This window comes from Photobacterium sp. J15 (assembly GCF_963870815.1).
Classification (GTDB): domain Bacteria; phylum Pseudomonadota; class Gammaproteobacteria; order Enterobacterales; family Vibrionaceae; genus Photobacterium; species Photobacterium marinum.
Genome location: NZ_CAWMUI010000002.1, coordinates 1,569,619 through 1,593,503, shown reverse-complemented (window position 1 = coordinate 1,593,503; position 23,885 = coordinate 1,569,619). Strand labels below are relative to the sequence as shown.

Sequence of the window (23,885 nt, the reverse complement as noted above, 5' to 3'; positions counted from 1 at the left end):
GATGAAAAGTTTCTGTCGTTACCCGTATCAGGCTTCGGCATCTTGTGGAACACCAGACTCTTGTTGTTTGCGGCTGACTTCTGTTGCTTCGCCTCTGATCAGGGTGCGACCCATGGCGACTAGCAGCAAAGAAACCAGTGGTGTCAGCCAGACATACACGGCGTATTGGGCATAGACCAGCGGGCTGACGCCGAGGGTTGCGGTCATAAAGGCACCGGCGGTTGTCCAGGGCAGCAGCATACCTGAGGTCATGGACCCTTCACCTAGCAGGCGACTTAGCATTTCCGGTTTAAAACCGCGATCGGCATACACGCCTTTGTACAACGAGCCGTTGAGGATCATCGACAGGTACACTTCACTGGTGGCGACGTTAGCAAGCACACAGGTACACAGTGTGGTCAGCACTAGGCTGAAATCGCTTTTGATCCGCGGAAGGATTTTTTCCAGCAGAACACCAAGGAATCCGGCTTTTTCCAGCAGGCCACCCATACAAAGGGCGATAAATGCCAGCGAGAAGGTCCACATCATGCTCTGGATGCCGCCGCGTATCAAGAGCTTATCGGCCAGTTCTGAACCGGTTGAATCGGTAAAGCCGTAGTTCAAAGCGGCAAACACTTCAGTCAAGCTGTTCTGCTGCCACAGGCCTGCGACAAGCGCCCCGACAACTACACCGCAGAAAAGGGCTATTTGAGACGGGATTTTTGCGAAAGTCAGCGCTAATGTCACCACAATCGGCGCAAGAACGATTAAGTTCATGTCGAAAGTCTGGCTGAGCGTGGTTTGCAGCTCGCCGATATGGCCGGTGCCGCCGGTTTCGGTGCCAACGAAGAAAGCCCCCATGAAGTAATAGGCAACAGTAGAAAGCACCAGTACGACTTTATTGACCTTATTTAGTGCTTTCAGGTGGTTACTAACACTGGTTCCGACAGTTGCTGAAGCTAGAATCGTCACGTCAGAGACCGGAGACAGGTTAACACCGAACACACCGCCGGAGATGATCATACCGGCAATAATCGGCAGCGGGACACCAAGGCCGATCCCCATACCGATTAGCGCAACACCAATAGTTGATGCCGCGCCCCAGTTAGTCCCTGTGGCATAAGTGATACCGCAGCAAACGAGAAAACCTGCTGGCAGGAATAACTCGGGTGAAACCATATCCAGACCATAGTAAATCAGGGCAGGAATGGTGCCAGCCAGGATCCAGACTCCGATGATCATCCCGATAAGCAGGAACGAGAACATTGCCCCGGTGGCATTTTTCAGGCTTTCGCCCATCACTTCAATTTGTTGTTCCAGGTTAAATCCGCAACGCCAGCAAAACAGCATGGCAAGAACTACAGAGCCTATTAATAAAATGTGTACATCAAGGCTAAATACCATGATGCCAATAATTAACGATAAGGTAATAAAAGAGAGCAGGAAGGCGGCTTCGCTGAAATAAGGTAAGCGGATGCCTTCACTTTGCCCGACAACGGAAGATGTATTTTCCACAGGCGTATTCCATTAAAAGTGTGGGATTAAGAAGAAGCAGAGATTGTAATTGTTGCAAAATAATTGGCTGTGACTTAACTCATTGTTTTAAATGGAGTTGGTGCTATTTTTGTTGTTTGTTTCAGTTTTTTGTGTGCCGGGTTCCAACTTGTTGTATTTATTGATTAATTTAATGATAACCCTGAGCCGTTTCTGTGGGAGACTACGACATTAAATACATAAATGAAGGTGAGAGCTACTTATGGATAATTTATTTAGTTCATTCCTCTTTAATAAAAATCTTATTAGCATCACTGAGACATAATATCGAAAGTTATTTGTTTTACTGAAGGTTATTTTCTTTCCACATTAAATCCTGGTTTATGCTTAATAACAATTAAGCCTTAATTGAGTGAGGGATGAAATGCAGCAATTGGCAGAGGAATTATGGATCTTTGAAGGAGACACCGTCACTTTTTATCACTGCCCGTTTACTACCAGAATGACGGTGGTAAGAATGTCCAATGGTGACTTATGGTTGCATAGTCCGATCGCGTATTCCTTTTATTTGGCTGAACAACTAGCGATTTTAGGGACTGTTCGGTATCTGGTAGCGCCTAACCATCTTCATCATCTTTACCTTAGTGATTGGGTGGAGCATTATCCGGATGCTCATCTGTCCGGTACCGACCAAGTCATCAGAAAGCGTGCTGATCTGCACTTTGATGATTCACTCAATGTCGATCGTAAATGGCCGTGGAGAGATGAAATCGACCAGGTTCTGGTTAGTGGCTCATCATTAATGCAGGAGTGTGTGTTTTTCCATCATCCTTCTCAGACGGTGATTGTGACCGATTTGATCGAAAACTTTCCTGAAAATCACTTTAAAGGTTGGCGTAAGCTCTTGTGCAAGTTGGCCGGTATTGTGGCTCCTAATGGTAAGACCCCGCTGGACTGGCGGTTGAGTTTTAAAAAAGAAGTGGTCAGGGAGCATATTCACACAATTCAGGAATGGCAGCCTGAGCGGATCATAATGGCTCATGGTGAGATCATAGAGCAGGATGCGGAAGCTTTTCTGCAACGCTCATTTAACTGGGTTGAGTAAAAGGTGTTTTGCGTTTTGCAATTATACTGCAGATATGAGTCATAAATATGTATTACAGGGTGGCGATAAAAGACGTCTGATATTATTTTTTGTCGATAAGTCTGGTGAAATCACATCTCGTTGATGAAGGGTTAATGTAGGTTGCACTCCTGCATTTTCCTATTTTAAGTATTTATATTGCTATTAATACTTATCATTATGGTGATTTATTCTTATTGAAGGTTTTTATTATTCTCCCCAAGTGTGATCTCTTTTAGATATTTATCGTCAATCTCTTAAATTTGTGAGATATCTGCCATCCAATTGCTCATAATAGCCAACCATAAATTGTGTGTGGAAATAAGTAGTACGGAATTACCATGACTGAAAAAGAGAAGATGTTATCCGGTCAGATGTATCAGGCTTGGGATGCCGAGCTAAAAGATGAGCGTCTTAAAGCAAAACGGCTGTGTTTTAAGATTAATCAAATCTGCCCGACAGAAAGTGCACAACGGCAAAGCCTGATCAATGAGTTGTTGGGGCAGGAAAGCGATGCCTGGATTGAGTCGCCGTTTAACTGTGACTATGGCTACAACATTAAAGTCGGCAAAGGTTTTTACGCCAACCATGGTTGTACCATTCTCGATTGTGCGCCGATTACGATTGGTGATAACTGCCTGTTGGCGCCGGGTGTAGTTATTGCAACGGCGGGACACCCGCTGGATCCGGTAGAGCGTGCTTCAGGAGAAGAGTTCGCTAAGGCTATTACTATTGGTAATGATGTGTGGTTTGGAGCCAACGTGACCGTGTGTCCGGGAGTTACGATTGGCGATAACGTGGTCGTGGGCGCTGGCAGTGTTGTGGTGAAAGATTTGCCTGCCAATACCGTATGTGCTGGCTCGCCGGCAAAACCGATTCGCACTCTTGCGGTTGGGGAAAAGCGCTCCTTTGAATGATTTCAAAGTGTTATGACTGCCGGGTGCCTACATTCGGCAGTACTTTCGTTTTTTTGAACATTATTTAGCATAATAATTCTTTCCATCCTATCTGTCTTTCTTGGTTAAATGATAATAAATACTTATATTATCGTAGGCTCTATTCTCTTTATTATTTCTTTTTATTCTTCTTTGTTCTCCTTTTCTTATTGCCAAAGCGAAAATTCTGTGCGCAGCTTTAACGGCTGATTTTATCCCTATTTCATCAACTTGATTCATGAAGCTCTGTAATTGTCGATTAATAACTGAAATATTAATGCAATGTAATAAGCTTATATTTGTATTTTTATCTCGTCGGATCTGATCATATTTAAATTTGATATAAGGTACGCCACCTAATTAATACAACAATGTGAAGACAGACATGATGAATCTAGCCGCCGCGTTACAGCGAAACGCCAAATGTAAACCGAATAAGGTTGCATTGATTTGTGGTGATGCCCAATTTACTTATGCCGAGTTTGATCATATCGCCAGTCAGGTTGCCGGAGCGCTAATTGCTTCAGGTATCCAGCCGGGAGATCGTGTAGCGTTGAGCTGCCCGAACATTCCGTTTTTTCCTTTCATCTATTACGGCATTCAAAAAGCAGGCGGTGTTGTTGTTCCCCTGAATGTTCTGTTTAAAGAACGCGAAATTAAGTACCACCTGGAAGATTCCGGTGCCAAATTCTTCTTCTGCTTTGAAGGTACGCCAGAACTGCCGATGGCTGAAGCTGGTATCGCAGCATTCAATCAGGTTGAGTCGTGTGAGCACATGGCGGTTATTACCCGTGATCTTAAGCAGTTGTCTTTTAACGGGATGCCGACATTCAGCGCATTAATTCATGGTGCTGAGCCGGTACAGGACTATGTTGCCCGTGAAGCGGATGATACGGCAGTTATTCTGTATACCGCTGGTACGACGGGTTCACCGAAAGGTGCCGTTCTTACCCAAAGCAACATGGTATGTAACGCCATGGTGGCCGCTAACCTGATTGTTGGTAACGGTAATGATGTTCATCTTACGGTATTACCGCTGTTCCATTCATTCGGCCAGACCGCGCATATGAACACAGCGGTCATGTGTGGTGCTACTTTGCTGATGATTCCGCGTTTCGATCCACAGGTGGTACTGGCGCAAATTGAACAGCATAAGGCAACGATCTTTGCCGGAGTGCCAACCATGTACATTGGCATGTTACAGGCAAAAGCGGCGCTTAGCGGCGAAAAAAATTATGATATTTCTTCACTGAGACTGGCTATCAGCGGTGGTGCTCCGCTTCCTGCTGAAGTGATTCGATCGTTTGAAGCTGAGTTTGATATTCCGATTCTGGAAGGTTACGGCCTGTCTGAAACCAGTCCTGTTGCCTGTTTCCATCACCTGGATGCAGAGCGGATTCCTGGCTCGGTTGGCCAACCGGTACAAGGTGTCGAAATCCGGGTCGTTGATGAGCAGGGCAAGACGGTGGAAACCGGGCAGGACGGTGAAATTCTGATCCGTGGTCACAATGTGATGAAAGGTTATCTGAATCGTGCTGAAGAGACTGCATCTTCATTGAAAGATGGCTGGTTGCATACGGGTGACATCGGGCGTTTTGACCAAGCGGGTAACCTGTTTGTTGTCGACCGACTGAAAGACATGGTGATCCGTGGAGGCTTCAATGTGTATCCGCGTGAAATCGAAGATGTACTAATGACTCATCCGGGTGTCGCTATGGCGGCCGTTATCGGTATTCCTGATAAAAAGGTGGGAGAGGAAATCAAAGCTTACGTTGTACTGAAAGACAATGGCGAGAGTGCTGAAAAACCGGATGAGCAATGCCTGATTGAGTGGAGTAAAACTCAGCTGGCATCGTATAAGTACCCGCGTCAGATCGAGTTCCGTCAACAGCTGCCAATCAGTGCGACGGGTAAAATTTTGAAGAAAGAACTGAAAGCTGAGCTTGAGTTGTCAATGAGTTAACGGCTTTTGACGTTAATCCTGGCGACTCAAACGGCAAGTTCTGTCTGAACATTAATCATGCAGGCACCACAGTGTGGTGCCTTTGACATTTAATTATGAATAAGAAATCTGCTTTGTTTACCAATAAACGCTTTTTCCCCTATTTCTGTACGCAGGCTTTGGGGGCGTTTAACGACAATGTGTTTAAAAATGTGCTGTTGCTGTTGGTTGCTTTCGCCGCACCGGGTACATTGCTTATCGACAGTAACCTGATCATCAATCTGGCAGCCGGTTTGTTTATCCTGCCATTCTTTTTGTTTTCCGCCAGTGCCGGACTGCTTGCTGATAAATATGAAAAGTCCCGGTTGATTCGTCGGGTCAAGCTGGCTGAAATCGGGATCATGCTGATGGCGGCGCTGGCACTGTTGACGGAAAGCTATTCTGCGTTGTTGTTGCTGCTCTTTTTTATGGGGACGCAATCGGCTTTTTTCGGCCCGGTGAAATATGCGCTGTTGCCGCAGCACCTCAAAGATAATGAGTTGCTGCCGGGTAACGCATTGGTTGAAGCAGGAACCTTCCTGGCAATTCTGTTTGGCACATTGCTGGCCGGTGTGATTGCTGATCAGCCGAATGCTAATGTTATCGCAGCAGGGGCTGTCGTTGTATTTGCGATACTCGGCTATATCGCTTCGCGTTCTATCCCTGAAGCGCCGGCCAGTGATCCGTCGATTAAGTTCAGCTGGCGTCCGGTTAAGCACACCGGGCAGGCTATTCGCGCAGTGAAAGAGAATAAAACCGTCTACCAGTGCATTCTGGCGATCAGCTGGTTCTGGTTCTTGGGGGCCAGTTACCTGACGCAATTTGCTCAGTTCACTAAATTGCACCTTGGCGGGAGTGCCAGTGCGGTTTCGGTATTGCTGGCTCTTTTCTCGGTCGGTATCGCTTTGGGTTCCATGCTGTGTGACCGTTTGTCTGCGCACCGTATTGAGCCGGGAATGGTGCCACTGGGCAGCCTTGGCTTGACTGTTTTTGGTGCAGATCTGTTGTTCGCAGTGCCGTCAAACGCTCCAGCCTACACTGATATTCTTAGCTTTATCACTCATCCTGAGCTGCTGCGAGTGTTCATTGATCTGATAATGATTGGCGTGTCCGGCGGTATTTTCATCGTTCCTTTGTACGCCATGATGCAGAAGCGGGCGAAGAAAGAATTGTTGGCGCAGACTATTGCGGTCAATAACATCATGAACGCGATTTTCATGGTAGTCAGTGCCGTTACCGGCATGGTGCTTCTGGGGGCGGCAGGGATGTCGATTCCACAGTTCTTCTTCATGCTGGCGATGATGAATATCATTTCTGCGCTATACCTGTTCCGCAAAGTGCCGGAATTTCTTCAGCGCTTTGTTGCCTGGGCAACACGCAAACGTGCGGAGCGTTGTAACGACTGATGTTAGGAACCCTGCCCAGGGTTTAAAAGAATAAAACAACGGCACTTCCCTCAAATCCGGACAGAGAGGGGAGTGCCGTTTTTTTTGTAATGGCCTAACTGCCCATAAAAAATGCTTATAGAGAAAGTCTGATTTTTATATTGCATACAATAATAATACAAATAAAATGAACGTCGTTTTATTTGGTGAGAAATCGATGCGTTTTTACAAATCTGCAATTTTGATCCTGTTATCCGTATTCAATGCGTCCTGTGTCAATACCCGGTATGTCGAAGACGATGAATGGCAATCAATGAGTATTGAAGAGCGAGTGCTTAATGAGCGCAGGAACGAGTGTGCTGCCAGAGACGATGGTACATGCATTATTTTCGAGAATGATTAATGAAAAAAATAATTATCGCCTTGCTGCTGAGTAACGCAGCTTTTGCCCATGCTGCTGCTTCTTACGACAGTGTTCGCCTGGGAATTCAGGGAACTCAGGTTAAATCTCATAGTTTTGGCTCTTATCTGGGCAACGACTACAACCCGAATGAGTCGAAGGATTTAGGTGGCTTTTACCTTGACGGTTCACTGGCTTTTAATGATCACTTTTATGGAACCGTCGATCTCACTGGGGTAACCCGTGCCAGTTCAGATATTGATAACCACTTCTTTGGTGTCGGCTATCATTTCGATTATGGTTTTAATTCACTTTATACCAGTGTCGGTGCCAATATGGTTGAAGTTGTCAGAAACCACAGTAATACTCGCGAATCAAAGTTTGATGAGACAGCAGTCAGCCTTGAAGCCGGTGCGAAGCTGCAACTGACCTCCTTTTTTGCCATTCAGCCGCAGTACCGCCTGTCATTTTTCAACAAAGGGCACATGCATGACTACCGCTTAATCAACGAGTTGATGCTGACTGATTGTGTGTCGCTTGAAGCCGGGATTGGGTATAACAAGTTTATCGATGCTGAGCAGTTTAACTGGCAGGGCGGTATGCGATTCTCGTTCTGATGCTGCTGGCGTTGAGCAATAAAGTTAAGTTGATTTTTGAAATGAATAAGTAAAGACCGGGTAATGATATTCCCGGTCTTTTTATTTGCGCTGAACTTATTGGCTCTGGATTGCCTGCATTGTTATCGCAGTTTCACGCTTCCCCTGAAGCTCACGCCAAATCAAAGGGGCGACGAAAAGGAATAGGACGATGTTTGACAGTGGGACTGACAGCCAGATCCCGTCAACTCCAATCCATTGTGGCAGCAGGTATAGAAACGGCAGTTGTACCAGCATATTCCCGGCGGAAATCGCCAATGCTTTACCGCCTTGGTTAACTGCCATGAAATAAACAGATGAAAGGGCAATGAAGCCATCCAGGAACATAGAGAACAGATGCAGGCGTAGGCCGTTCTCGGTTTCGGCTGCCAGCTGTGGATCCCCATTACTGAACAGGCCGATTAAGGTTTCAGGGTATAGATTAAGAAAAACTACCGCAGCGATACCAGAAATCACTACCACCTTGATTGCTAGTAACAAAGTTGCTCTGATCTTCTCTTTCTGACCGGCCCCGAAGTAGTAGCTGACCGGCGGCTGCATCCCGCTGGCAATACCTTCAGATAGCAAATAGTACATGGTCATCAGGTAGCCGACGATGGCAAACGCACCGACATGCACCGGGCTGCCGTATGTCATGAACAGTTTATTATGGATTGCCAGAATAAAACTGAAGTAGCAGTACATAAACAGGCTGGATGTTCCAAGCCCGATAGATCTGGCCGCCAGCGACGGACTAAATGTTAGCTTTCCCAGGCAAAGTCTCAGCTCCGATTTAGCAGAAAAGAAATAACCGACAGCGATGATGGTGATAATACTCTGTGAAATCACCGTGGCAATCGCAGCACCTTTTAACCCCATGTTCATGTGAGCGATGAACAGGTAGTCGAGAACAATATTAATTACTGCACCCAGCATTAGGAGCGCGGTTGAAAAATTCGGGCTGTTATCATTACGGATGAGCATCGGCAGTGCCCCGGCCGCGATGGTAAAGATTGCGCCCCATGTAAACACGCCAATGTAAGCGGAACCCATTTGCAGGGTGGTGCCGGTTGCGCCCTGGGCTATCAATAAGGTCGGCGCCAGCATTGCCAGCAACATCATGACCATAAGCCCGGCAAGGATTATGACGCCAAAACCGGTAGACAGCGTTTGTTGGGCTTGGTTGTTGTTCCCTTCTCCGCGATAGATAGAAATCAGGCTGCCTGAACCCATGCCGACCAAAATACCAAGACCGGCAACCAGCCCAATCACCGGCCAAGCGATGTTGATGCCTGCCAGTCCTTCAAAGCCGATATAGTGACCAACAAAAATACCGTCGATAACCTGATACAACCCGTTGACCAGCATGGCTGCAACAGACGGAATCGCATAACGCCAGAAGGTACGGCTGGTGCTGTTGCTTTCATTGATTTCTGTGATTGTATCCGCCATATCGTTCTCGTTTGCTTTTGTTCTGAATGAGCAAATTATCACTGATTTTCGGATTGATTAAAGTTAGTATCCATCCGTTATTCGGATAGATAAAATGGTGTTTATCGTGTTTACGCAGAGACAATAAGAGAGAAAAAGGGATGAACTGGACACTGGATCAGCTTGAAGCTTTTGTTCTGGCGGTAAAGCAGGGATCATTTTCAGCCGCGGCGAGGAAGCTCGGTAAAGCACAGTCGCGGGTTAGTACCGCCATTACCAACCTTGAGGCAGATTTGGGCTTTGAATTGTTTGATCGCAGTGCTCGCCTTCCGGTGCTGACGCCTGAAGGTGAAGATATGTTTGTCGAAGCTCAGGCCGTTTTGGCACAGTGCCAGCGTTTGCAATCCCGAGCTATGACTGTTTCGACCGGCGAGGAACTGGCATTGACCGTGGCCATGGATGAAGCGGTGCCTATTGCTCCGTTCGAGCACTTATATCTTCAAATTTCTGAACGATTTCCGTCGCTGAAGTTAACCATTATTAATGGTTCACAAGCCGATATCTCCCAGTGGGTGGCGGAGAAAAAAGCCGATATCGGGGTACTGTTTAACCTGAAAGCATTACCTGATGAGCTCGAGTTTATGTCCATTGGTCAGTTCAGACATTCGTTGATTGTCTCTGGTCAGCATCCGCTTGCTGCTATCGCAGCGCCAACGGTTAGCGATCTTACTCATTATCGCCAACTGGTGATTCGCGATCGGATGGGAAATCATCTGGCGAATCCGATTTCATCCAATTACTGGCATATCGACAGTTATTATTTAATTTCGACCATGGTGATGCAGGGTGTCGGCTGGGCGTTAGTGCCGGAGCATGTTGCCAAAGAAGACTGGTATGCCAGTGAGCTCAAGGAGTTATCGACAGAGCATATTTCCGAGCCTCTGTTGGTTGAAATGGGAGTGGTTAAGCGCAGGGACAAAGGGCGGGGGCAGATCATGACCTGGCTCTATGATGAACTTGGAAAAATGTTCTGAAACGCTTAAACAGATACATAACTTTACGTTTTACCGTCATTTTTTCTTGCCGGAACAGAGTATGATAAACGGATATTAATTGATCCCGGGAGAGATGTGCAGATTATGTCAGAGAGGGAAAAAGTGTCATCAGGTCAGTTACCTTTGGTATTAGCCGGTCCGGTCTTGCGAAAATGTACAGCCAGAGAGCTGACATTGTGGCTTGTGGTATCTGAGCCGATTGATGCTGAGTTTTCTCTCTATTATCCCGGTGAGTCCGAGGCTTTCTGTTCTCACGTGATAACCCGACAGCAGCAGATTCAGATTGGTCACTCTGCCTGGGTCGTCATGGCAAATTTCAACGGTGAATACCCGACAGACACACCGCTTGAATATGATCTTCTGACGCAGCATGGCAATTTGTCTCAGTTGGTGCCTTCCCTATTTTATGATGGCGAAACGCGGGTGTCGTTTTGCATCCGTACCCGGGCTGACTATGTACTGCACGGCTCTTGCCGTAATCCTCATTATCCAAGCAAAGACAGCTTAGTTGCTGCGGACAGTAAAGTTGCCGGTCAAACGGTACCTGAGCGCCCGGCATTGCTGATGATGAGCGGGGATCAGATTTATGCGGACCATGTGGCCGGGCCGATGCTCGATGCTATTCAGCAGGTGATAACCCTGCTGGGATTGCCGGATGAGAGGTTCAGTGAAAGTCCGGTTGCTGATACACAAGCTCTTTACCGTCATTCCTATAATTTCTATGCGCGGGATAAGATTCTGCCGCATTATGTTGATTCCGGAAAATGGCTATCTGACAACGGATTCGGGAAGTGGCTGCCACATCGCGGCCGGCCTGTGTTCAGTTCCCGCGAAAGTGAAAATCACCTGATGGGGTTCAGTGAGTTTTTCGCCATGTACTTGCTGGTGTGGGCTCCGCAATTGTGGGATTTGGTCGATCGTGAACGGCTGAAGACATTAGGCTTTAAGAGCGGGCAACGCGAACTGGAGCCGAAGTGGCAACAGCGCTGGCATGAAGAAAAAGTCCATATCGATGATTTTGTTTCCGGTTTGCCGCAAGTTCAGCGCTTAATTGCGCACATTCCTACCTACATGATTTTTGATGATCACGATGTGACTGATGACTGGAATCTGACCATCGGGTGGGAGAAAGCAGCATATGGCAACAAGCTTTCTCGCAGGATCATCGGTAACGCTCTGATCAGTTACTGGCTGTGCCAGGGATGGGGCAATGCGCCGGAACATTTTGATGCAACCTTCTGGGAGCATGCTAAAACGTATTTTTCAGAGCCTGACGATATCCATCAGGAACAGTTTATTGATTTTCTCTATCGTTTTGAGCAATGGCATTACGCGATAGAAACGACGCCGAAAATGCTGGTACTTGACACCCGTACCCGTCGCTGGCGCTCTGAGTCAAAAATGAATAAGCCGTCAGGCTTGATGGATTGGGAAGCTCTGACGGAATTGCAGCAGTCTTTGCTTCATGAACCTGCGGTCATTCTGGTATCGGCGGCACCCATGTTCGGGGTCAAGTTTATTGAGATGCTGCAACGGGGGATGACCTGGCTGGGACATCCATTGCTGATAGATGCTGAAAACTGGATGGCACATCCGGGCTCTGCCAATACCCTGTTGAGTATCTTTACCCATACCCGGACGCCGACAAACTTTGTCATCCTGTCTGGTGATGTGCATTATTCTTTCGCTTATGACATTAAGCTGCGTTTTCGCCGCAGCAGCCCGAACATCTATCAGATAACCTCAAGCGGGATTAAAAATGAGTTCCCGAATACCCTGCTGCGGGTCTGTGACTTTATGGACCGGGCGTTATACAGTCCTCACTCGCCGCTGAACTGGTTTACCAAGCGTAAGCGAATGAAAATCAAAAAGCGGGACCCAGATTCACCCGGCAATCACCGCCTGGTGAATCGCAGCGCGATCGGGGAGTTGCGCCTTGATAAAGACGGCAAGCCCACAGATATTGCGATTCTGACGGCTTGTGGTGATCGGGTCGTGTTTCCCGAAATTGACTGACAATGCGGTCGTTCCGATAAGCCTAGCGGGTTTCGCGAATGTACTTATTCGGTGTCTCCCCGGTATGCTGGCGGAAAAAGCTGATAAATGCACTGTCGCTGGAAAAATCCAGCTCGGAGGCAACATCCGATACCTGATGTTTTTCTGCTAGCAACTCAATGGCTTTCATTAGACGCCATTGTTGTCGCCATGCCTGGTAAGGCATTCCTGTTTCTTTGCTAAAAATACGACTTATAGTTTTCTCACTTGCGCCGATGTTTTTTGCTGCCTGATTCAAGGTCGGCAGAAGCTCGTTGTGTTGCTCAAGCGAAGAAAGCCACCGTTGCAAGCGTCGATCCTGTGGTTTCGGCAGGGTGAGCTGCTCTACCGGAGCTGTCGCTAATTCCTGCCAAAACAGTGCAAGCAGGGTTTGTTGTTCCCGATTCGGCATATCCCATGGCCAGAAAGCCATCCTTTCAATCAGTTCGCGGAGCAGGCCATTGACACTGACGACTTTCAGCTTATCAGGAAGTGGTTGAAAGGATGCTGGGTCAAAATAGACTGAACGGTAGGCCACCACATTTCTCATGATTGAACAGTGGTCGATGCCGGCGGGAATCCAGGCTGCTCGAGTCGGTGGTAATACACATTGCATATTATCCAGCGTAATGCTCATGCAGCCGGAAGGGGCATAGAGAAGCTGAGCTTTCTGATGATGGTGCATGCCTGAGTCATGCTTTGCCACATCCGCAGCAATACCCACAACAGCATTATCGATAGTGTCTGGATTAAATAGTTTTTGCCCGGTAATAAAGGCCATTGGTTGTCATTTCAGTCAGTTAGTTCTTCGTCATTTTATAGCTCCTGATCTGTTTATGCTATTTAAGATTATTGTTCATCTTGGGATTAGAAGCCTTGGTGTTGCTGTGGATTTTGGCGGCTAAACTATATGGGTAGCAGGTAAAGATTGATCGCAAAGACGGATTGATAGCAAAAGAAGGCAACGACTCGGTAATTGCCAGATATAGGTGAGCACCAGGGAGGCGTTATGAGCAACTTACACGGCATTTCGGTAGATGTAGAGCGGGTGGATGAAAGAGTCTTTATGGAGTTTAAGGCGATCGGCACCCTGACTCATTCGGACTATGAAAAAATCACCCCGCAGCTTGATGAGGCATTGTCCGATATAAAACGGCCGATTGTGAATGCATATGTTGACAGCACTGATTGTGAAGGCTGGCAACTGCATGCAGCATGGGATGATCTTGTGCTTGGCATGAAGCACGGGAAAAAATTTAATAAGGTGGCCATTTACAATGACAGCGAATGGCAGGAGGTAATATCAAGGGTCGGGACTTGGTTTGTCGGCGGTGAAGTCCGGTGTTTTGATGAACCTCTGGAAGCGCTGAGCTGGCTGAGGGAGTGAGTTAATCATGATGAATGCTTCATGAGTATGGCGCAGCTATTGTTGATAGATTAAGATAGATTATCTCTTGAATAACAATGTGTTGCTGAATTTGGGCTCTTTTTCTGCTCATAGTCCGGATTTGCAACCATAAAGGGTGATCATGGACAGACTATCAACAGCCGCAGCCTTACTTGCTGCATCACTACCCGTTAGCGTATTGGCAGAAACAGCCGAACAACCTGAACCTCTTTCACCATCACAGTATTTTGTCGGTATTAAGGGCGGGATCAGTAAGATTGGTAATTCCGACCGTATTGTTCAAAGCAATGGTGAGCGTGTCGAAGCTAGTGAGTCGGATTTTGAAGGTTTTGCCGGCGTCGATATCGGTATTTATACCCCAGGCGGACAGAGCCGACTTTATTACAGCTACGAACGCCATAACACGGATGTTTCCTTCCCGAACACACCGAACTATGAGTTGGTCGCCAGCATGCACCTGTTGAGCGCAGACTACCTGTTTAGAAAAAATCGCGACTTTACACCGTTTGTCGGCCTGCACTTTGGCTATTCTTTTGTTGAACCGGATTCGAACTCCTTTGCTAACTTTGACGTCAGCGGTTTTGTCTTTGGCTTGCAGGGCGGGGTGAATTGGACTGTTGTTGATCAGCTTAGTTTCGAGCTCGGTTTCCGTCACTCGTTGTTACCTTCAGATACTCAAAGCTGGATCGGGCAGGATAATAATGGAAATTCGGTAACCATTGAGTCTCAGCAGAAAGGCGTTTCGTCGTTATATGGTAGTGTAAGCTATCGTTTTTAAGCTTAGCGGCAGACTTTGTTGATGGTGGTTAATGGCAGGCATCAGTTTACTACGTGCTGCAGCTGCGTATAATGCCCAGCTAGTTTAACGACAACCATTATCAATAAGGACTTCAGTTTGAAGCTATTTGTCAGAGATCTTACCGTCATTGATGCCTCTTACCTTTGCGAAAAGCGAGGTATGGTTGGCGAAAGTTGGATCCTCGATGTGGTGATGTCGGGTGAGCTCAATGAAATGAGCATGGTGCTTGATTTCGGTCGGGTAAAAAAGCAGATCAAAAAGCTGGTGGATGAATATGTCGATCACCGCCTGATTGTACCGATGAAGAACTCCCGTATTCACGTCGCAGCAAGCAAGCCAGGTTACGCAACGGTCGATTTATTGCGTGAAGGAAAGAGCATCCACCTGAACTGCCCAGAGCAGGCCTATTGTTATATTGATGATGATGTGGTGACTATCGAATCAGTGACCCGCCACCTGTACGAAGTGCTTGAAGGAAAACTGCCGGATAATGTTCAGGGGCTGGAACTGACGCTGCGACATGAAAAGATCGATGGCGCTTTCTATCATTACAGCCACGGTCTGAAGAAGCACGATGGTAACTGTCAGCGTATCGCACACGGTCACCGTTCACCGGTAGAGCTGATTGTTGACGGTCAGCGCGATGCTGAGCTGGAGCAGAAATGGGCTGAACGCTGGCAGGATATTTACCTCGGCAGCAGTGAAGACCTGATTTCAGTATCTGAGCTGGCATTAAGCGAAAAGGCTGCTGTTGCAACAGATACTTCTCACTATGGTTTCCGCTACACTGCGCCACAAGGTGAGTTCGAGCTGGCGATTGCCCGCTCAGAATCGGAAGTGCTTGATACGGATACCACTGTTGAACTGCTTGCTGACTACATTGCTGAGCAGGTAAGTGAAATGGTACCGGGTAAAGCACTGGATGTTGTCGCTTACGAAGGTGTCGGCAAAGGTGCCATGGCTTCTAAGTGATAGCTTCTAATAACAGCCTTTAAGTAAAATCGGCTAAGCCAATTTGATTTTAAAAAGCCCTCATCAGAGGGCTTTTTTGTGCTCAGCGTTTTGAGGGATTTTAAAAGCTTCAGTTTTTCAGTGTTTTTTTTGCCCAGTCTTGAATAAGTTTAATTTCATACATCAGGGCTCTGTTTATTTGTGAAGTAACGGGGGTGGATTGGTAGTTCATATTGGTTAATTTGACACTGTCTGAATTAACCGTGTTATCGCCATCTTTGATCTGATAATCAAAGATGATTGCTGGTGGTGTTATGCTGGTCAGAACACGAATATCCTTTCCTGCCTTGGAGCTGAAGCGGGTGTCTCCGGCGAGGTCAACATTTGTTACCTGAACATGGAGTGTTTGATCGGGTTTCAGGTAGATTCTTGCCATCTCACTGAACTCTTCACTCAGTCTCTTAAACAAGTTTTCCTGAAAGCGTTTCTGGCTGCCACCTGTGGTGCGTATGTCGCGGTATTGTTCCGGGCTGACCCAGGTTACAAAGGCAGGAGGAAAATGGATTGTCTCATCAGCAATGGATGAGATACTGAATACGAGCAGGAAGGCGCCAAGCCAGGCAGGCAATTTCATGGGAGATAGCCTCTTAAAAATAGTGCGGTAGTGATAGTTCAACCTCGTCACGTTAATGACCTTATTTGACGTTACGTATGCCAAAAATGAATATCGATTCTATTTCCATGTACCAATCCTAAGTTTATCAGAGCATGCGATATTGTGATTTCCTTCTTGGTGGCGCTTGTTAGGAAAGCTCTCACACTCAGGTACTCATAATTGTGATTGTGCCACCAATCCTGTTTTTCTCTTCTCAGTGTACAAAATCCCTCAACTATACTGTCATAGGTAACGCTTATGGTAATTGCTTAAATAATAAAGACTTTAAAATGATTCAGGGTGCGTGCTTTGCCAGGGAAGGGAGACATTTTGCTTATGGATTTTGATCGCTATCATCTCCTGTTGATTGCTTTGGTATTTAATTTGGGTACAGGGCTGGCTGTCGGTTCTGCGCTTGCCGGGGATACTGAACACAGTCAGCAAGGTAAGATTGAGTATTCAACGGAGCCGTTTGGCAATTCGACCTGGGAAGAGATCGATAAATCCGTGCAGGTTTATGATTCGCCTTTTGATGTCGCTTTGTTTTCAGCCCCTAACGGAGAAGATAAAGAGCGGCTTTGGTCGCAGACCAAATCCGTAGCCTGGTACGGTGTGGGAGTTGCCGGTTTTATCGCGTTGTTGCCGGAAGATGTGTCCAACTGGGATAAAAGTGACGATCGCCTGTTGGAAAAATGGTGGGATAACGTAACAGAAGGGCCGGTCTGGGATCGTGATATCTGGTACATCAATTATTTAGGTCACCCTTATTTTGGTGGTGTGTATTATCAGGTGGCGCGGAAATCCGGTTACCGCCAATGGGACAGTTTCGTTTATTCCTTCCTGATGTCGACGTTTTACTGGGAGTATGGCCTGGAGGCTTTTGCTGAGGTTCCTTCAATCCAGGACATAGTTGTCACGCCTGTTCTGGGCTGGGTGTATGGTGAGTGGGCGTTTAATAAAGAGCGGGAAATTATTCTGAGCGGCGGAAAGGTGTGGGGATCGTCTGTTCTCGGTGATACCGCATTGTTTTTCCTCGACCCTGTCGACAGTATCGGACGTGGTGTAAACAATCTGTTCGGACGAGATGTTATCAAGGCCGGTACAGGGTATGTTGGTTTGAAAGATGTTCGGATGCCAAATGGTGAGGTTGATACACAGTTTCAGCTCAACCTTAGCTACGCAATTGGTGAAGGGGAAACCAGTCCTGCGGTTAAGCGTCGTCAATCTTATGCGATGAGTTCGTCTGATCCGATTGATTATGGTGTTGTCGGTATTTCGGTAGGGATGCGTTATATGATGTTGGATGATGCTTTTTTGTTGGAGGACCAATGGGCTCCAACCATGAGCCTTGGAGTATATTTCACTCCTCAGTTGTCATCCCGCTTGAATTATACCCGGGCGGATTTTGATCGTACCGGCAGCAGTGAAGATGCAACTTATGAAAACTACAGCTTTGATGTTCAGTATTACTTTATGAGTGATGAAGCACTAAGGCCATACCTGAATGTGGGAATTGGTGAAACTGTGCTGGAGCAACAGCGCTCCAGCAAGTTTTTTCAGATTAATGGCGGCCTTGGGCTCCATTACCAGTTCCATGCCAACTGGGCCGTGCTGGTAGACTGGTATCACTACTACAGCAGCAGTGCATCGACCAATGATGACCAGATTTCTACCCAGTTGGTATATCGTTTCGGTCGCGGTGAATTATAGGTATTGGTTGAACCAGCCTAATTCCACTTCCGCGACAGATTCAAAGTGCTGACCCTCGTAAACCTGGTAGTGAGTGGCACCTTGTTCGATATGTAGCTTTTTCGGCTCTTTAGCGGCAGCGAACAGACGCTCAGATTCACTCACTGGGTTTACACCATCTTCGCCGGCGGCAACAACCAGTAGCGGCACATCAAGATTTGGCAGGGCATTAACCGGTTTGTGCTGTGTGGTTTCCCAAACGGTCAGGAAAGGGATCTTGATAGTCAGAGCCGGGAATTCGTCTTTGAAGTTATTGAAGAACTCGACTGACTGCGGATCGCTCAACACCTTGGCAATAGGCACCATCATCTCTTTGCCGGTTTTCGCTTTCTTGTCGCGCATACGTTCAAGGGTTCCGACGAATTTTGTTTTTTCAGCATCATCCATTTCACCGGTGATCACTGTCTCACCATCTGCGAAAGTCAGCTGTGCAACAACACATTTGATTTTGTCTGACTCGCTGGCTGCAATAATTGCGTTAGCCCCGCCAAATGAGCTGCCCCAAAGACCGATACGCTCAGCATCAATACCAGCCTGTTGACCGGCCCAGTCGATGGCTGCGTGGATATCTTCAATTTGCAGAGCGGGTACCAGGCGGCCTGATTCACCTTCACTTTCACCAAAGCCACGGTAGTCGAAAGTTAGAGCGGCATAGCCACTTTCTGCAAATTTTTCGGCAAAGGCAGGTAGCAGCAGTTCTTTAACGCCGCAGAAACCATGACACAGAATGATCAGCGGAGCTGGCTGTTTCGCATCCTGAGGAAGGTAAAGGTGGCCTGAGATGTTGTGTCCCTGTGATGAGAAGGCAACAGTTTGATGCATTGTTTTTCCTTATTATTTCTATTTTTGTACGCTGTGCATAAGTGCCTCATGGTAATTCAAATCAAGCGAAAAACTCATCCGAGCACGGGCTGAAGTCTTAAGCTAATTAGCATCAGATCTGATTTTGATGCTGAGTAAGCGTGATCTTTTCTCGTATAGTGAGAAAAGGTGTTATCGATTTCCATTACATTCCTACATTGTGAGAATTTGCCTTGAGTTCCTCCCTGTGATGCGCGTTAATGACTTGGTCAAGGAAAATGGTTTTATGACAAGCAAATACACACTTAACTCAAATGAAAAGATGTTGCAGGTGCTGATGCACATTGCCTCGTCGTCTGAGCCTTTACTGGCTCAGGAAATAACAGAACAGACAGGAATGCCGACCAGCAGCCTGTACCGGTATCTGGCGATATTAAAAAAATGGAATCTGATTGAAGAGAACCATAGCCAGAAATCCTATGGTGTTGGTCCTGCAGCTTTGCAGCTGCTGCGTAACTTCCAGATGTTTTCTCCGTTAGCAGACGGTGTGCATCCGGTGTTGAAAAGACTGCAACGACAGACAGGTGAAATGGCCGCTTACATGGTGCCCGTCGGATTCAGGGCTTTGTGCGTGGCACGCATCGACAGTCCGCATGCCTTACGTTGTGCCTATGAGCAGGGGCAAAGCCAGCCTTTGTATCGTGGTGCGTCGTCCAAAGTCATGCTGGCAAACTTTCCTCAACAGCGTCTGATGAGCACCTTACATCACTTTGGTATTACTGAGGGTGAGGACGTCGACCGCTGGTTGACGGAGCTTGAGCAAATAAAGCAGGACGGTTTTGCTATCAGTTCTTCCGAATTTGACCTCGGGGTTTCCGGTGTCAGTGCGCCTGTATTCGCTGGTAGCAGAATCGTTGGTGCGGTCAGCATCATGGCGCCGATAGAGCGGGTGCGCCAGAACAAAAACAAAATCGTTTACTCGGTGTTAGAAGCCGCAAGGTTATTACCACCGGATCATTAATCAATACAAAAGAAGGGGCTTATTATGGTGCAGCATCTCAAGCGTTGGTTTCAGTTTTCGTTTGAAAGCGAGCGAGCCAGTTATCAGAAAGCCTCTTCATTAATTTTGCCCTATGCCGATCAGCGAGAGCGGGGCGCTGTATTACTTGGTATGGCCAGTGATCTCAGTATTGGTTTTAATCATGGTTACCGTGGGGCCAAGGAAGGGCCCCATAGTATCCATCGTATTCTGAAAGCTATGCGACCTTCATGTTCGCTTCCGCTGTATGATGCCGGGATTATTGATGAGTCCGATGCTGCTACCTTTGAAGACATGCAGGCCAGACAGTACGAAAGGTTAAGAGCTGTTCTGCAGTTAGGGCATTTTCCTGTCATGCTGGGTGGCGGGCATGAAATTGCTATCGGCAGTTATAAGGCGTTATCGGATACGGTTCATCAGGCTGCTAATGATTGGGAAGAAGATGGCATTGCTCAAATTCCTAATGCCTGTGCCAGCCGGGTCGGCATTATAAATTTTGATGCCTGCTTTGAGCTTCGTCCGACACTGGCTGCGCGTGCAGGTTCGGCTTTTCACACGGTTGCCAGCTATTGTCGGGAGCTGCATAGAGAGTTTAATTATCTGGGTTTGGGGATCTGTGATCATGTGAACTCTCAGGCTGCGTTCAGTTATGCCAAGTCGTTGGGTGCGGAGTGGCTGCTTGATCGCCAGATGACGATGCGTAACCGTAAGAAGATTCAGGCAACTATTCAAGCATTCCTGAATCGGGTCGATCACGTGCATTTAAGTATCGATCTTTCGGTATTCTCATCGGCAGTGGCAGAAGGCGTTAACATGTCGCGGGTGTATGGTGTCAGCCTTTCTGTCGTCGAGATGGCTCTGAAACAGATACTAACCAGCGGCAAGGTTCGGATTCTGGATATCGCTGAATTAAGCCCGGAATTTGATTATGAAAACCAGACTGTGAAACTCGCAGCAAAATTGATTCAACATTCTTTGAAGCATCTTTGATGCCTCTGGGATTATTTCCTTCCTACTTACTTATTGATTCTTTAGTCTCATGACCGCAGGATCCCGGCTCACCGGGATCCTTTTTTTATCTTTCTTGTTCATGCAGTTTGGTATTACTCCCGAAATGTGACAGTGGCTTCGTTTCATGACATCGGTGGAGATGATTATTGAAATGCGCTGAGAACACTGGCTTAATACTCCCAACATTTCCCAAGGAGTTTGCGCCGTAATGAATAACTAACACCTGACATCCTTATCAATTTCTTAGTTTTGGATTTTTCAGGGTTAGTGGGCGTAACTTCGTCTTCTTTGTGTATCGGATAGCCGTTATTGCTCTGTCCGGATATCACACTCTTACATTTATATACAGTTCATGAAGACAGGCGTCTGTTGCCCCTGAGTTTGCTCGGGAGGAAATATGGCCTTACATCAATCTTTAATCATTGCTAATTCACTGTCAGTGCATCATGACAGTGGTGATACGTTATTTTCAGACATCAGCTTTTCATTGCAGCGGCAAGTTACCGGATTAGTCGGTAGAAATGGTGCCGGAAAATCAGTATTGGCTGGCATTTTGTGTCAAACACGGCTGCCGGATTCGGGAACAGTGAATTGTGACTGTTCAGTCGGGTATCTGCCTCAGCTTACCAATAGTAATGACCAGAATGTATTTGGCACTGTTGCTGATTATCTGAATATTTCCCGCAAGCTACGGGCCTTAGAGAGAATAGAAGCCGGAAGCAGTGATCCCCGGGATTTTGACATCCTTGGTGATGACTGGGAGGTACGGAACAACCTGTGTGAACAGCTTGCCGGGATGGGGTTACCACCAGAACCGTTTCAGCCATGTTCCAGTCTTAGTGGCGGAGAGTTGACAAGACTACAGCTCTGGCTGCTTTTCAATGCCGCTTATGAGTACCTGATTCTGGATGAGCCTTCGAACCACTTGGATAGTGCTGGCCGGCAGTGGTTACTTAGTCAGGTACAGTCTTTTTCTGGTGGGATCTTGCTGATCAGTCACGATCGCCAGTTGTTAGAGCAGGTAGACAGCATCATGGAGTTAACGCCGGATGAAATGAAGTATTACGGTGGCAACTACAGTTTTTACTGGCAGCAAAAGCAGTTACAGCAAGCTGCATTTTATAGAAGCGTAGCCAGTGCCGAGAACAAGGTGATGCAGTTGCAGCGGCAGTATCAACGCAATCAAGAGAAGGCTCAGCAAAGGGAAAGCCAGGGCCGGAAGCTTCGCAAGTCAGGTAGTCAATCAAAACTATTGCTGGATGGAATGCGCGACTCGGCACAGCGTTCGCAATCGTCCCGTAAGGTGCAATTCGAGAATCAGTTGTATAAAGCTGAACAGGAGGTAAAAGCGCTTAAACGCCAGCAAACTCAGACCAAGCCACAGAAGATGACAGTTAATTCCTCCGATAAGCGTCTGTCACGAGTATTAGTGCTGCAAGAACTGCGGTTAGCTTTTGGTAATGATACTTTGATTAACCTTTGCGTCGATTATGGCGATCGGCTTCATCTGATCGGGCGAAATGGTTGTGGTAAATCGACCCTGCTAAGAACGATCACAGGCACGTTGGCTCCCGTAACAGGGCAGATAAACTGCCATGTCAGTTGGTGCTATTTGGATCAGCATTTTAGTTTGCTGGATGAGCAACAGACCGTGCTGCAAAACCTGCAACGGCTTTGTCCCGAACAGAAGGAACCTGAACTGCGAACACTGGCCGCCGGTGTCGGCTTTCGTCGGGATCGGGTGCATTTACCTGTTTTAGGTCTAAGTGGTGGTGAGAGAATGAAAATTGCTCTCCTTGCTGTTAGTCATCAACAGGGGGATATGTTGCTTTTACTGGATGAGCCCGATAATCATCTGGATATTGAATCTAAGATGCTACTGGCGCAGGCGTTACGTGATTATCAGGGAAGCATGATTCTGATCAGCCATGACGACAGTTTTGTATCGGAGGTCGGAATAACCGGTACGATAACGGTAGGTTAATAAACCACAGTTATGTTTCTGTTGTAATGAGTGGCGATCACTCAGGTTTGTAAGTTCTTTACTAACAGATCTGAGTGAAACTCTCACAAATTCATCACAATGGTTTTCTGTCTGATTTCAGATGTATTTTTGCGATAACACACTATTGATGCACCATACTTGATAGAAGAAACTGTTGTTGAAATGAGCTGGCTGAAAGCCAGCTTTATTGGATGTGGCTGGAAAGTGTTACCTGACTTGGCTCGGGAGGAAAAGATGTTCAGAAAAATCTCTGAGTTAGACTTTTTCAAGCTGTTTGGCCTGATTGGAATTTATTTCTTATCGTCTTATCTCGTCTATCTCTTTATCACCTGGTTTGGCCATGGTGATGATCTTTTGTATCTACTGGTTTTCGCTTCTCTGGTGGTAACTGCACTGCTGTTTTTGGCTTTATTTCGAATCCGAAAGCGAAAAATCGGTAAGTAATGCAGGTTTGGCTCTTACTGTGTTTTGGGTTGATTAGTGTGTTGGTGGTTGAGAGGCGGGTTTGGGATAAATAGCTGCTGTGGTATGACAGGTACGGCTACAAGAAAGCGGGCTCAAAGCCATTTGACGGGAAGCGGGTATCTATACTTATCCTCAGTGTCATCTGAGAAGACAAGCAAGCGATGATAACCAAGAGGAACTGACCATGACTTTTCTCATAACCTGGCAGTTACATCAGGGTAAGCTTCATCCGACCCTGGCGCATTTCTCCCAGCTAACCGAGCAGCAGGATCAGGAGATGATGGGAGAGGACATTAAAATGATTGGCCGCTGGCATGATTTGGTAAGTGGAACCGGAATTGCCATCTGTGAGTCTGACAATATCGAAGCGGTAACTGCCTACGCATTGAGGTGGAATAATGAGATGGATATCTCACTTCAGGTTGTTGTTGATGACGAGCAGGCGCGGGCGCTTGGTAACCGCCTTTTAGTGTAAGTTACTGTGTGTGAATAGGTTGTTTTGTATGAGCGGCTTTCTTTCATGATTCCATTAAACGCCCTGATTATAAAT

General features: G+C 46.9%; 22 protein-coding genes and 1 pseudogene. 17 read left to right on the top strand and 6 right to left on the bottom strand.

All coding sequences use genetic code 11. The features are described 5' to 3' along the window. Nucleotides 1-27: 27 nt before the first annotated feature. Nucleotides 28-1,494, bottom strand: coding sequence for a Na+/H+ antiporter NhaC family protein (locus AACQ93_RS24130; protein ID WP_064609454.1), 1,467 nt, complete (start codon nt 1,492-1,494; stop codon nt 28-30). A gap of 403 nt (nt 1,495-1,897) precedes the next feature. Here AACQ93_RS24130 and AACQ93_RS24125 point away from each other — a divergent pair, with 403 nt between their 5' ends. Together AACQ93_RS24125 and AACQ93_RS24120 are read left to right on the top strand one after the other, a co-directional pair. Continuing rightward, entirely contained in the window at nt 1,898-2,578 is a 681-nt protein-coding gene (locus tag AACQ93_RS24125; RefSeq protein ID WP_064609453.1) for a DUF4336 domain-containing protein, read from the top strand. Between the two features lie 359 nt (nt 2,579-2,937). Beyond that, nucleotides 2,938-3,513 carry a sugar O-acetyltransferase gene (locus AACQ93_RS24120; protein ID WP_064609452.1) on the top strand — a complete coding sequence of 192 codons (576 nt, stop codon included), beginning with the start codon at nt 2,938-2,940 and terminating at the stop codon, nt 3,511-3,513. An 87-nt stretch (nt 3,514-3,600) separates the two neighbouring features. Here the strand turns inward: AACQ93_RS24120 and AACQ93_RS24115 are convergent, their stop codons facing one another. Further along, nucleotides 3,601-3,771, bottom strand: coding sequence for a hypothetical protein (locus AACQ93_RS24115; protein WP_157097654.1), 171 nt, complete (start codon nt 3,769-3,771; stop codon nt 3,601-3,603). 145 nt (nt 3,772-3,916) lie between these two features. Here AACQ93_RS24115 and AACQ93_RS24110 point away from each other — a divergent pair, with 145 nt between their 5' ends. From AACQ93_RS24110 to AACQ93_RS24095, 4 genes and pseudogenes are all read left to right on the top strand, one after another. After that, entirely contained in the window at nt 3,917-5,494 is a 1,578-nt protein-coding gene (locus tag AACQ93_RS24110; RefSeq protein ID WP_064609451.1) for a long-chain-fatty-acid--CoA ligase, read from the top strand. A gap of 95 nt (nt 5,495-5,589) precedes the next feature. Beyond that, nucleotides 5,590-6,882: pseudogene (locus tag AACQ93_RS24105) on the top strand (MFS transporter); the annotation flags it as partial. 232 nt (nt 6,883-7,114) lie between these two features. Beyond that, nucleotides 7,115-7,300: a hypothetical protein gene (locus AACQ93_RS24100; protein WP_157097653.1), complete on the top strand. Its 186-nt coding sequence runs from the start codon at nt 7,115-7,117 to the stop codon at nt 7,298-7,300. Then, the gene (locus tag AACQ93_RS24095; protein WP_064609448.1) at nt 7,300-7,914 is read left to right on the top strand and encodes an outer membrane beta-barrel protein; all 615 of its coding nucleotides are present in this window, start codon (nt 7,300-7,302) and stop codon (nt 7,912-7,914) included. The genes AACQ93_RS24100 and AACQ93_RS24095 overlap by 1 nt, the downstream gene beginning before the upstream one ends. Before the next feature lie 96 nt (nt 7,915-8,010). Here the strand turns inward: AACQ93_RS24095 and AACQ93_RS24090 are convergent, their stop codons facing one another. Next, nucleotides 8,011-9,384 (bottom strand): MATE family efflux transporter, encoded by a 1,374-nt coding sequence (locus AACQ93_RS24090; RefSeq protein ID WP_064609447.1) that lies wholly within the window; start codon nt 9,382-9,384, stop codon nt 8,011-8,013. Between the two features lie 140 nt (nt 9,385-9,524). Between AACQ93_RS24090 and AACQ93_RS24085 the strand changes: the two genes are divergently transcribed. Then, nucleotides 9,525-10,397 carry a LysR family transcriptional regulator gene (locus AACQ93_RS24085; protein ID WP_064609446.1) on the top strand — a complete coding sequence of 291 codons (873 nt, stop codon included), beginning with the start codon at nt 9,525-9,527 and terminating at the stop codon, nt 10,395-10,397. A 105-nt stretch (nt 10,398-10,502) separates the two neighbouring features. After that, nucleotides 10,503-12,434 carry a hypothetical protein gene (locus tag AACQ93_RS24080; protein ID WP_064609445.1) on the top strand — a complete coding sequence of 644 codons (1,932 nt, stop codon included), beginning with the start codon at nt 10,503-10,505 and terminating at the stop codon, nt 12,432-12,434. 22 nt (nt 12,435-12,456) lie between these two features. Here the strand turns inward: AACQ93_RS24080 and AACQ93_RS24075 are convergent, their stop codons facing one another. Continuing rightward, complete coding sequence (locus tag AACQ93_RS24075) at nt 12,457-13,233, bottom strand: AraC family transcriptional regulator (RefSeq protein WP_064609444.1); 777 nt, start codon at nt 13,231-13,233, stop codon at nt 12,457-12,459. 228 nt (nt 13,234-13,461) lie between these two features. Here AACQ93_RS24075 and AACQ93_RS24070 point away from each other — a divergent pair, with 228 nt between their 5' ends. From AACQ93_RS24070 to AACQ93_RS24060, 3 genes are all read left to right on the top strand, one after another. After that, nucleotides 13,462-13,839: a SpoIIAA family protein gene (locus AACQ93_RS24070; protein WP_007463535.1), complete on the top strand. Its 378-nt coding sequence runs from the start codon at nt 13,462-13,464 to the stop codon at nt 13,837-13,839. A 142-nt stretch (nt 13,840-13,981) separates the two neighbouring features. Beyond that, on the top strand, nt 13,982-14,638 hold the full coding sequence (locus AACQ93_RS24065) for an outer membrane beta-barrel protein (RefSeq protein ID WP_064609443.1): 657 nt from the start codon (nt 13,982-13,984) through the stop codon (nt 14,636-14,638). 117 nt (nt 14,639-14,755) lie between these two features. Continuing rightward, a complete protein-coding gene (locus AACQ93_RS24060; RefSeq protein ID WP_064609442.1) occupies nt 14,756-15,631 on the top strand; it encodes a 6-pyruvoyl trahydropterin synthase family protein in 876 nt (291 codons plus the stop codon). 109 nt (nt 15,632-15,740) lie between these two features. Here AACQ93_RS24060 and AACQ93_RS24055 read toward each other — a convergent pair whose 3' ends face one another. Then, nucleotides 15,741-16,244 carry a DUF3016 domain-containing protein gene (locus AACQ93_RS24055; protein WP_064609441.1) on the bottom strand — a complete coding sequence of 168 codons (504 nt, stop codon included), beginning with the start codon at nt 16,242-16,244 and terminating at the stop codon, nt 15,741-15,743. A 357-nt stretch (nt 16,245-16,601) separates the two neighbouring features. Here AACQ93_RS24055 and AACQ93_RS24050 point away from each other — a divergent pair, with 357 nt between their 5' ends. Next, complete coding sequence (locus tag AACQ93_RS24050; protein ID WP_064609440.1) at nt 16,602-17,975, top strand: DUF3943 domain-containing protein; 1,374 nt, start codon at nt 16,602-16,604, stop codon at nt 17,973-17,975. Here the strand turns inward: AACQ93_RS24050 and uilS are convergent. After that, the gene (gene uilS, locus AACQ93_RS24045; RefSeq protein ID WP_064609439.1) at nt 17,970-18,836 is read right to left on the bottom strand and encodes a UilS family quorum-quenching N-acyl-homoserine lactonase; all 867 of its coding nucleotides are present in this window, start codon (nt 18,834-18,836) and stop codon (nt 17,970-17,972) included. The two genes, AACQ93_RS24050 and uilS, sit on opposite strands and share 6 nt — an antisense overlap. Nucleotides 18,837-19,101: 265 nt before the next feature. Between uilS and AACQ93_RS24040 the strand changes: the two genes are divergently transcribed. From AACQ93_RS24040 to AACQ93_RS24020, 5 genes are all read left to right on the top strand, one after another. Then, entirely contained in the window at nt 19,102-19,836 is a 735-nt protein-coding gene (locus AACQ93_RS24040; protein WP_007463549.1) for an IclR family transcriptional regulator, read from the top strand. Between the two features lie 24 nt (nt 19,837-19,860). Then, nucleotides 19,861-20,844, top strand: a complete 984-nt coding sequence (locus AACQ93_RS24035; RefSeq protein ID WP_064609438.1) for a formimidoylglutamase — start codon at nt 19,861-19,863, stop codon at nt 20,842-20,844. Between the two features lie 418 nt (nt 20,845-21,262). Then, complete coding sequence (locus AACQ93_RS24030) at nt 21,263-22,849, top strand: ABC-F family ATP-binding cassette domain-containing protein (RefSeq protein WP_064609437.1); 1,587 nt, start codon at nt 21,263-21,265, stop codon at nt 22,847-22,849. Between the two features lie 255 nt (nt 22,850-23,104). Further along, nucleotides 23,105-23,314, top strand: coding sequence for a hypothetical protein (locus AACQ93_RS24025; RefSeq protein WP_157097652.1), 210 nt, complete (start codon nt 23,105-23,107; stop codon nt 23,312-23,314). 205 nt (nt 23,315-23,519) lie between these two features. Beyond that, complete coding sequence (locus AACQ93_RS24020; RefSeq protein ID WP_064609435.1) at nt 23,520-23,810, top strand: DUF3303 domain-containing protein; 291 nt, start codon at nt 23,520-23,522, stop codon at nt 23,808-23,810. Nucleotides 23,811-23,885: the final 75 nt, after the last annotated feature.

What these genes read in the sequence shown, in the direction of transcription:
- AACQ93_RS24125 (WP_064609453.1), top strand. Translation starts at nt 1,898, where the DNA reads ATGCAGCAATTGGCAGAGGAATTATGGATCTTTGAAGGAGACACCGTC.
- AACQ93_RS24120 (WP_064609452.1), top strand. Translation starts at nt 2,938, where the DNA reads ATGACTGAAAAAGAGAAGATGTTATCCGGTCAGATGTATCAGGCTTGG.
- AACQ93_RS24115 (WP_157097654.1), bottom strand. Translation starts at nt 3,771, where the DNA reads ATGAATCAAGTTGATGAAATAGGGATAAAATCAGCCGTTAAAGCTGCG.
- AACQ93_RS24110 (WP_064609451.1), top strand. Translation starts at nt 3,917, where the DNA reads ATGATGAATCTAGCCGCCGCGTTACAGCGAAACGCCAAATGTAAACCG.
- AACQ93_RS24100 (WP_157097653.1), top strand. Translation starts at nt 7,115, where the DNA reads ATGCGTTTTTACAAATCTGCAATTTTGATCCTGTTATCCGTATTCAAT.
- AACQ93_RS24095 (WP_064609448.1), top strand. Translation starts at nt 7,300, where the DNA reads ATGAAAAAAATAATTATCGCCTTGCTGCTGAGTAACGCAGCTTTTGCC.
- AACQ93_RS24090 (WP_064609447.1), bottom strand. Translation starts at nt 9,384, where the DNA reads ATGGCGGATACAATCACAGAAATCAATGAAAGCAACAGCACCAGCCGT.
- AACQ93_RS24085 (WP_064609446.1), top strand. Translation starts at nt 9,525, where the DNA reads ATGAACTGGACACTGGATCAGCTTGAAGCTTTTGTTCTGGCGGTAAAG.
- AACQ93_RS24080 (WP_064609445.1), top strand. Translation starts at nt 10,503, where the DNA reads ATGTCAGAGAGGGAAAAAGTGTCATCAGGTCAGTTACCTTTGGTATTA.
- AACQ93_RS24075 (WP_064609444.1), bottom strand. Translation starts at nt 13,233, where the DNA reads ATGGCCTTTATTACCGGGCAAAAACTATTTAATCCAGACACTATCGAT.
- AACQ93_RS24070 (WP_007463535.1), top strand. Translation starts at nt 13,462, where the DNA reads ATGAGCAACTTACACGGCATTTCGGTAGATGTAGAGCGGGTGGATGAA.
- AACQ93_RS24065 (WP_064609443.1), top strand. Translation starts at nt 13,982, where the DNA reads ATGGACAGACTATCAACAGCCGCAGCCTTACTTGCTGCATCACTACCC.
- AACQ93_RS24055 (WP_064609441.1), bottom strand. Translation starts at nt 16,244, where the DNA reads ATGAAATTGCCTGCCTGGCTTGGCGCCTTCCTGCTCGTATTCAGTATC.
- AACQ93_RS24050 (WP_064609440.1), top strand. Translation starts at nt 16,602, where the DNA reads ATGGATTTTGATCGCTATCATCTCCTGTTGATTGCTTTGGTATTTAAT.
- uilS (WP_064609439.1), bottom strand. Translation starts at nt 18,836, where the DNA reads ATGCATCAAACTGTTGCCTTCTCATCACAGGGACACAACATCTCAGGC.
- AACQ93_RS24040 (WP_007463549.1), top strand. Translation starts at nt 19,102, where the DNA reads ATGACAAGCAAATACACACTTAACTCAAATGAAAAGATGTTGCAGGTG.
- AACQ93_RS24035 (WP_064609438.1), top strand. Translation starts at nt 19,861, where the DNA reads ATGGTGCAGCATCTCAAGCGTTGGTTTCAGTTTTCGTTTGAAAGCGAG.
- AACQ93_RS24030 (WP_064609437.1), top strand. Translation starts at nt 21,263, where the DNA reads ATGGCCTTACATCAATCTTTAATCATTGCTAATTCACTGTCAGTGCAT.
- AACQ93_RS24025 (WP_157097652.1), top strand. Translation starts at nt 23,105, where the DNA reads ATGTTCAGAAAAATCTCTGAGTTAGACTTTTTCAAGCTGTTTGGCCTG.
- AACQ93_RS24020 (WP_064609435.1), top strand. Translation starts at nt 23,520, where the DNA reads ATGACTTTTCTCATAACCTGGCAGTTACATCAGGGTAAGCTTCATCCG.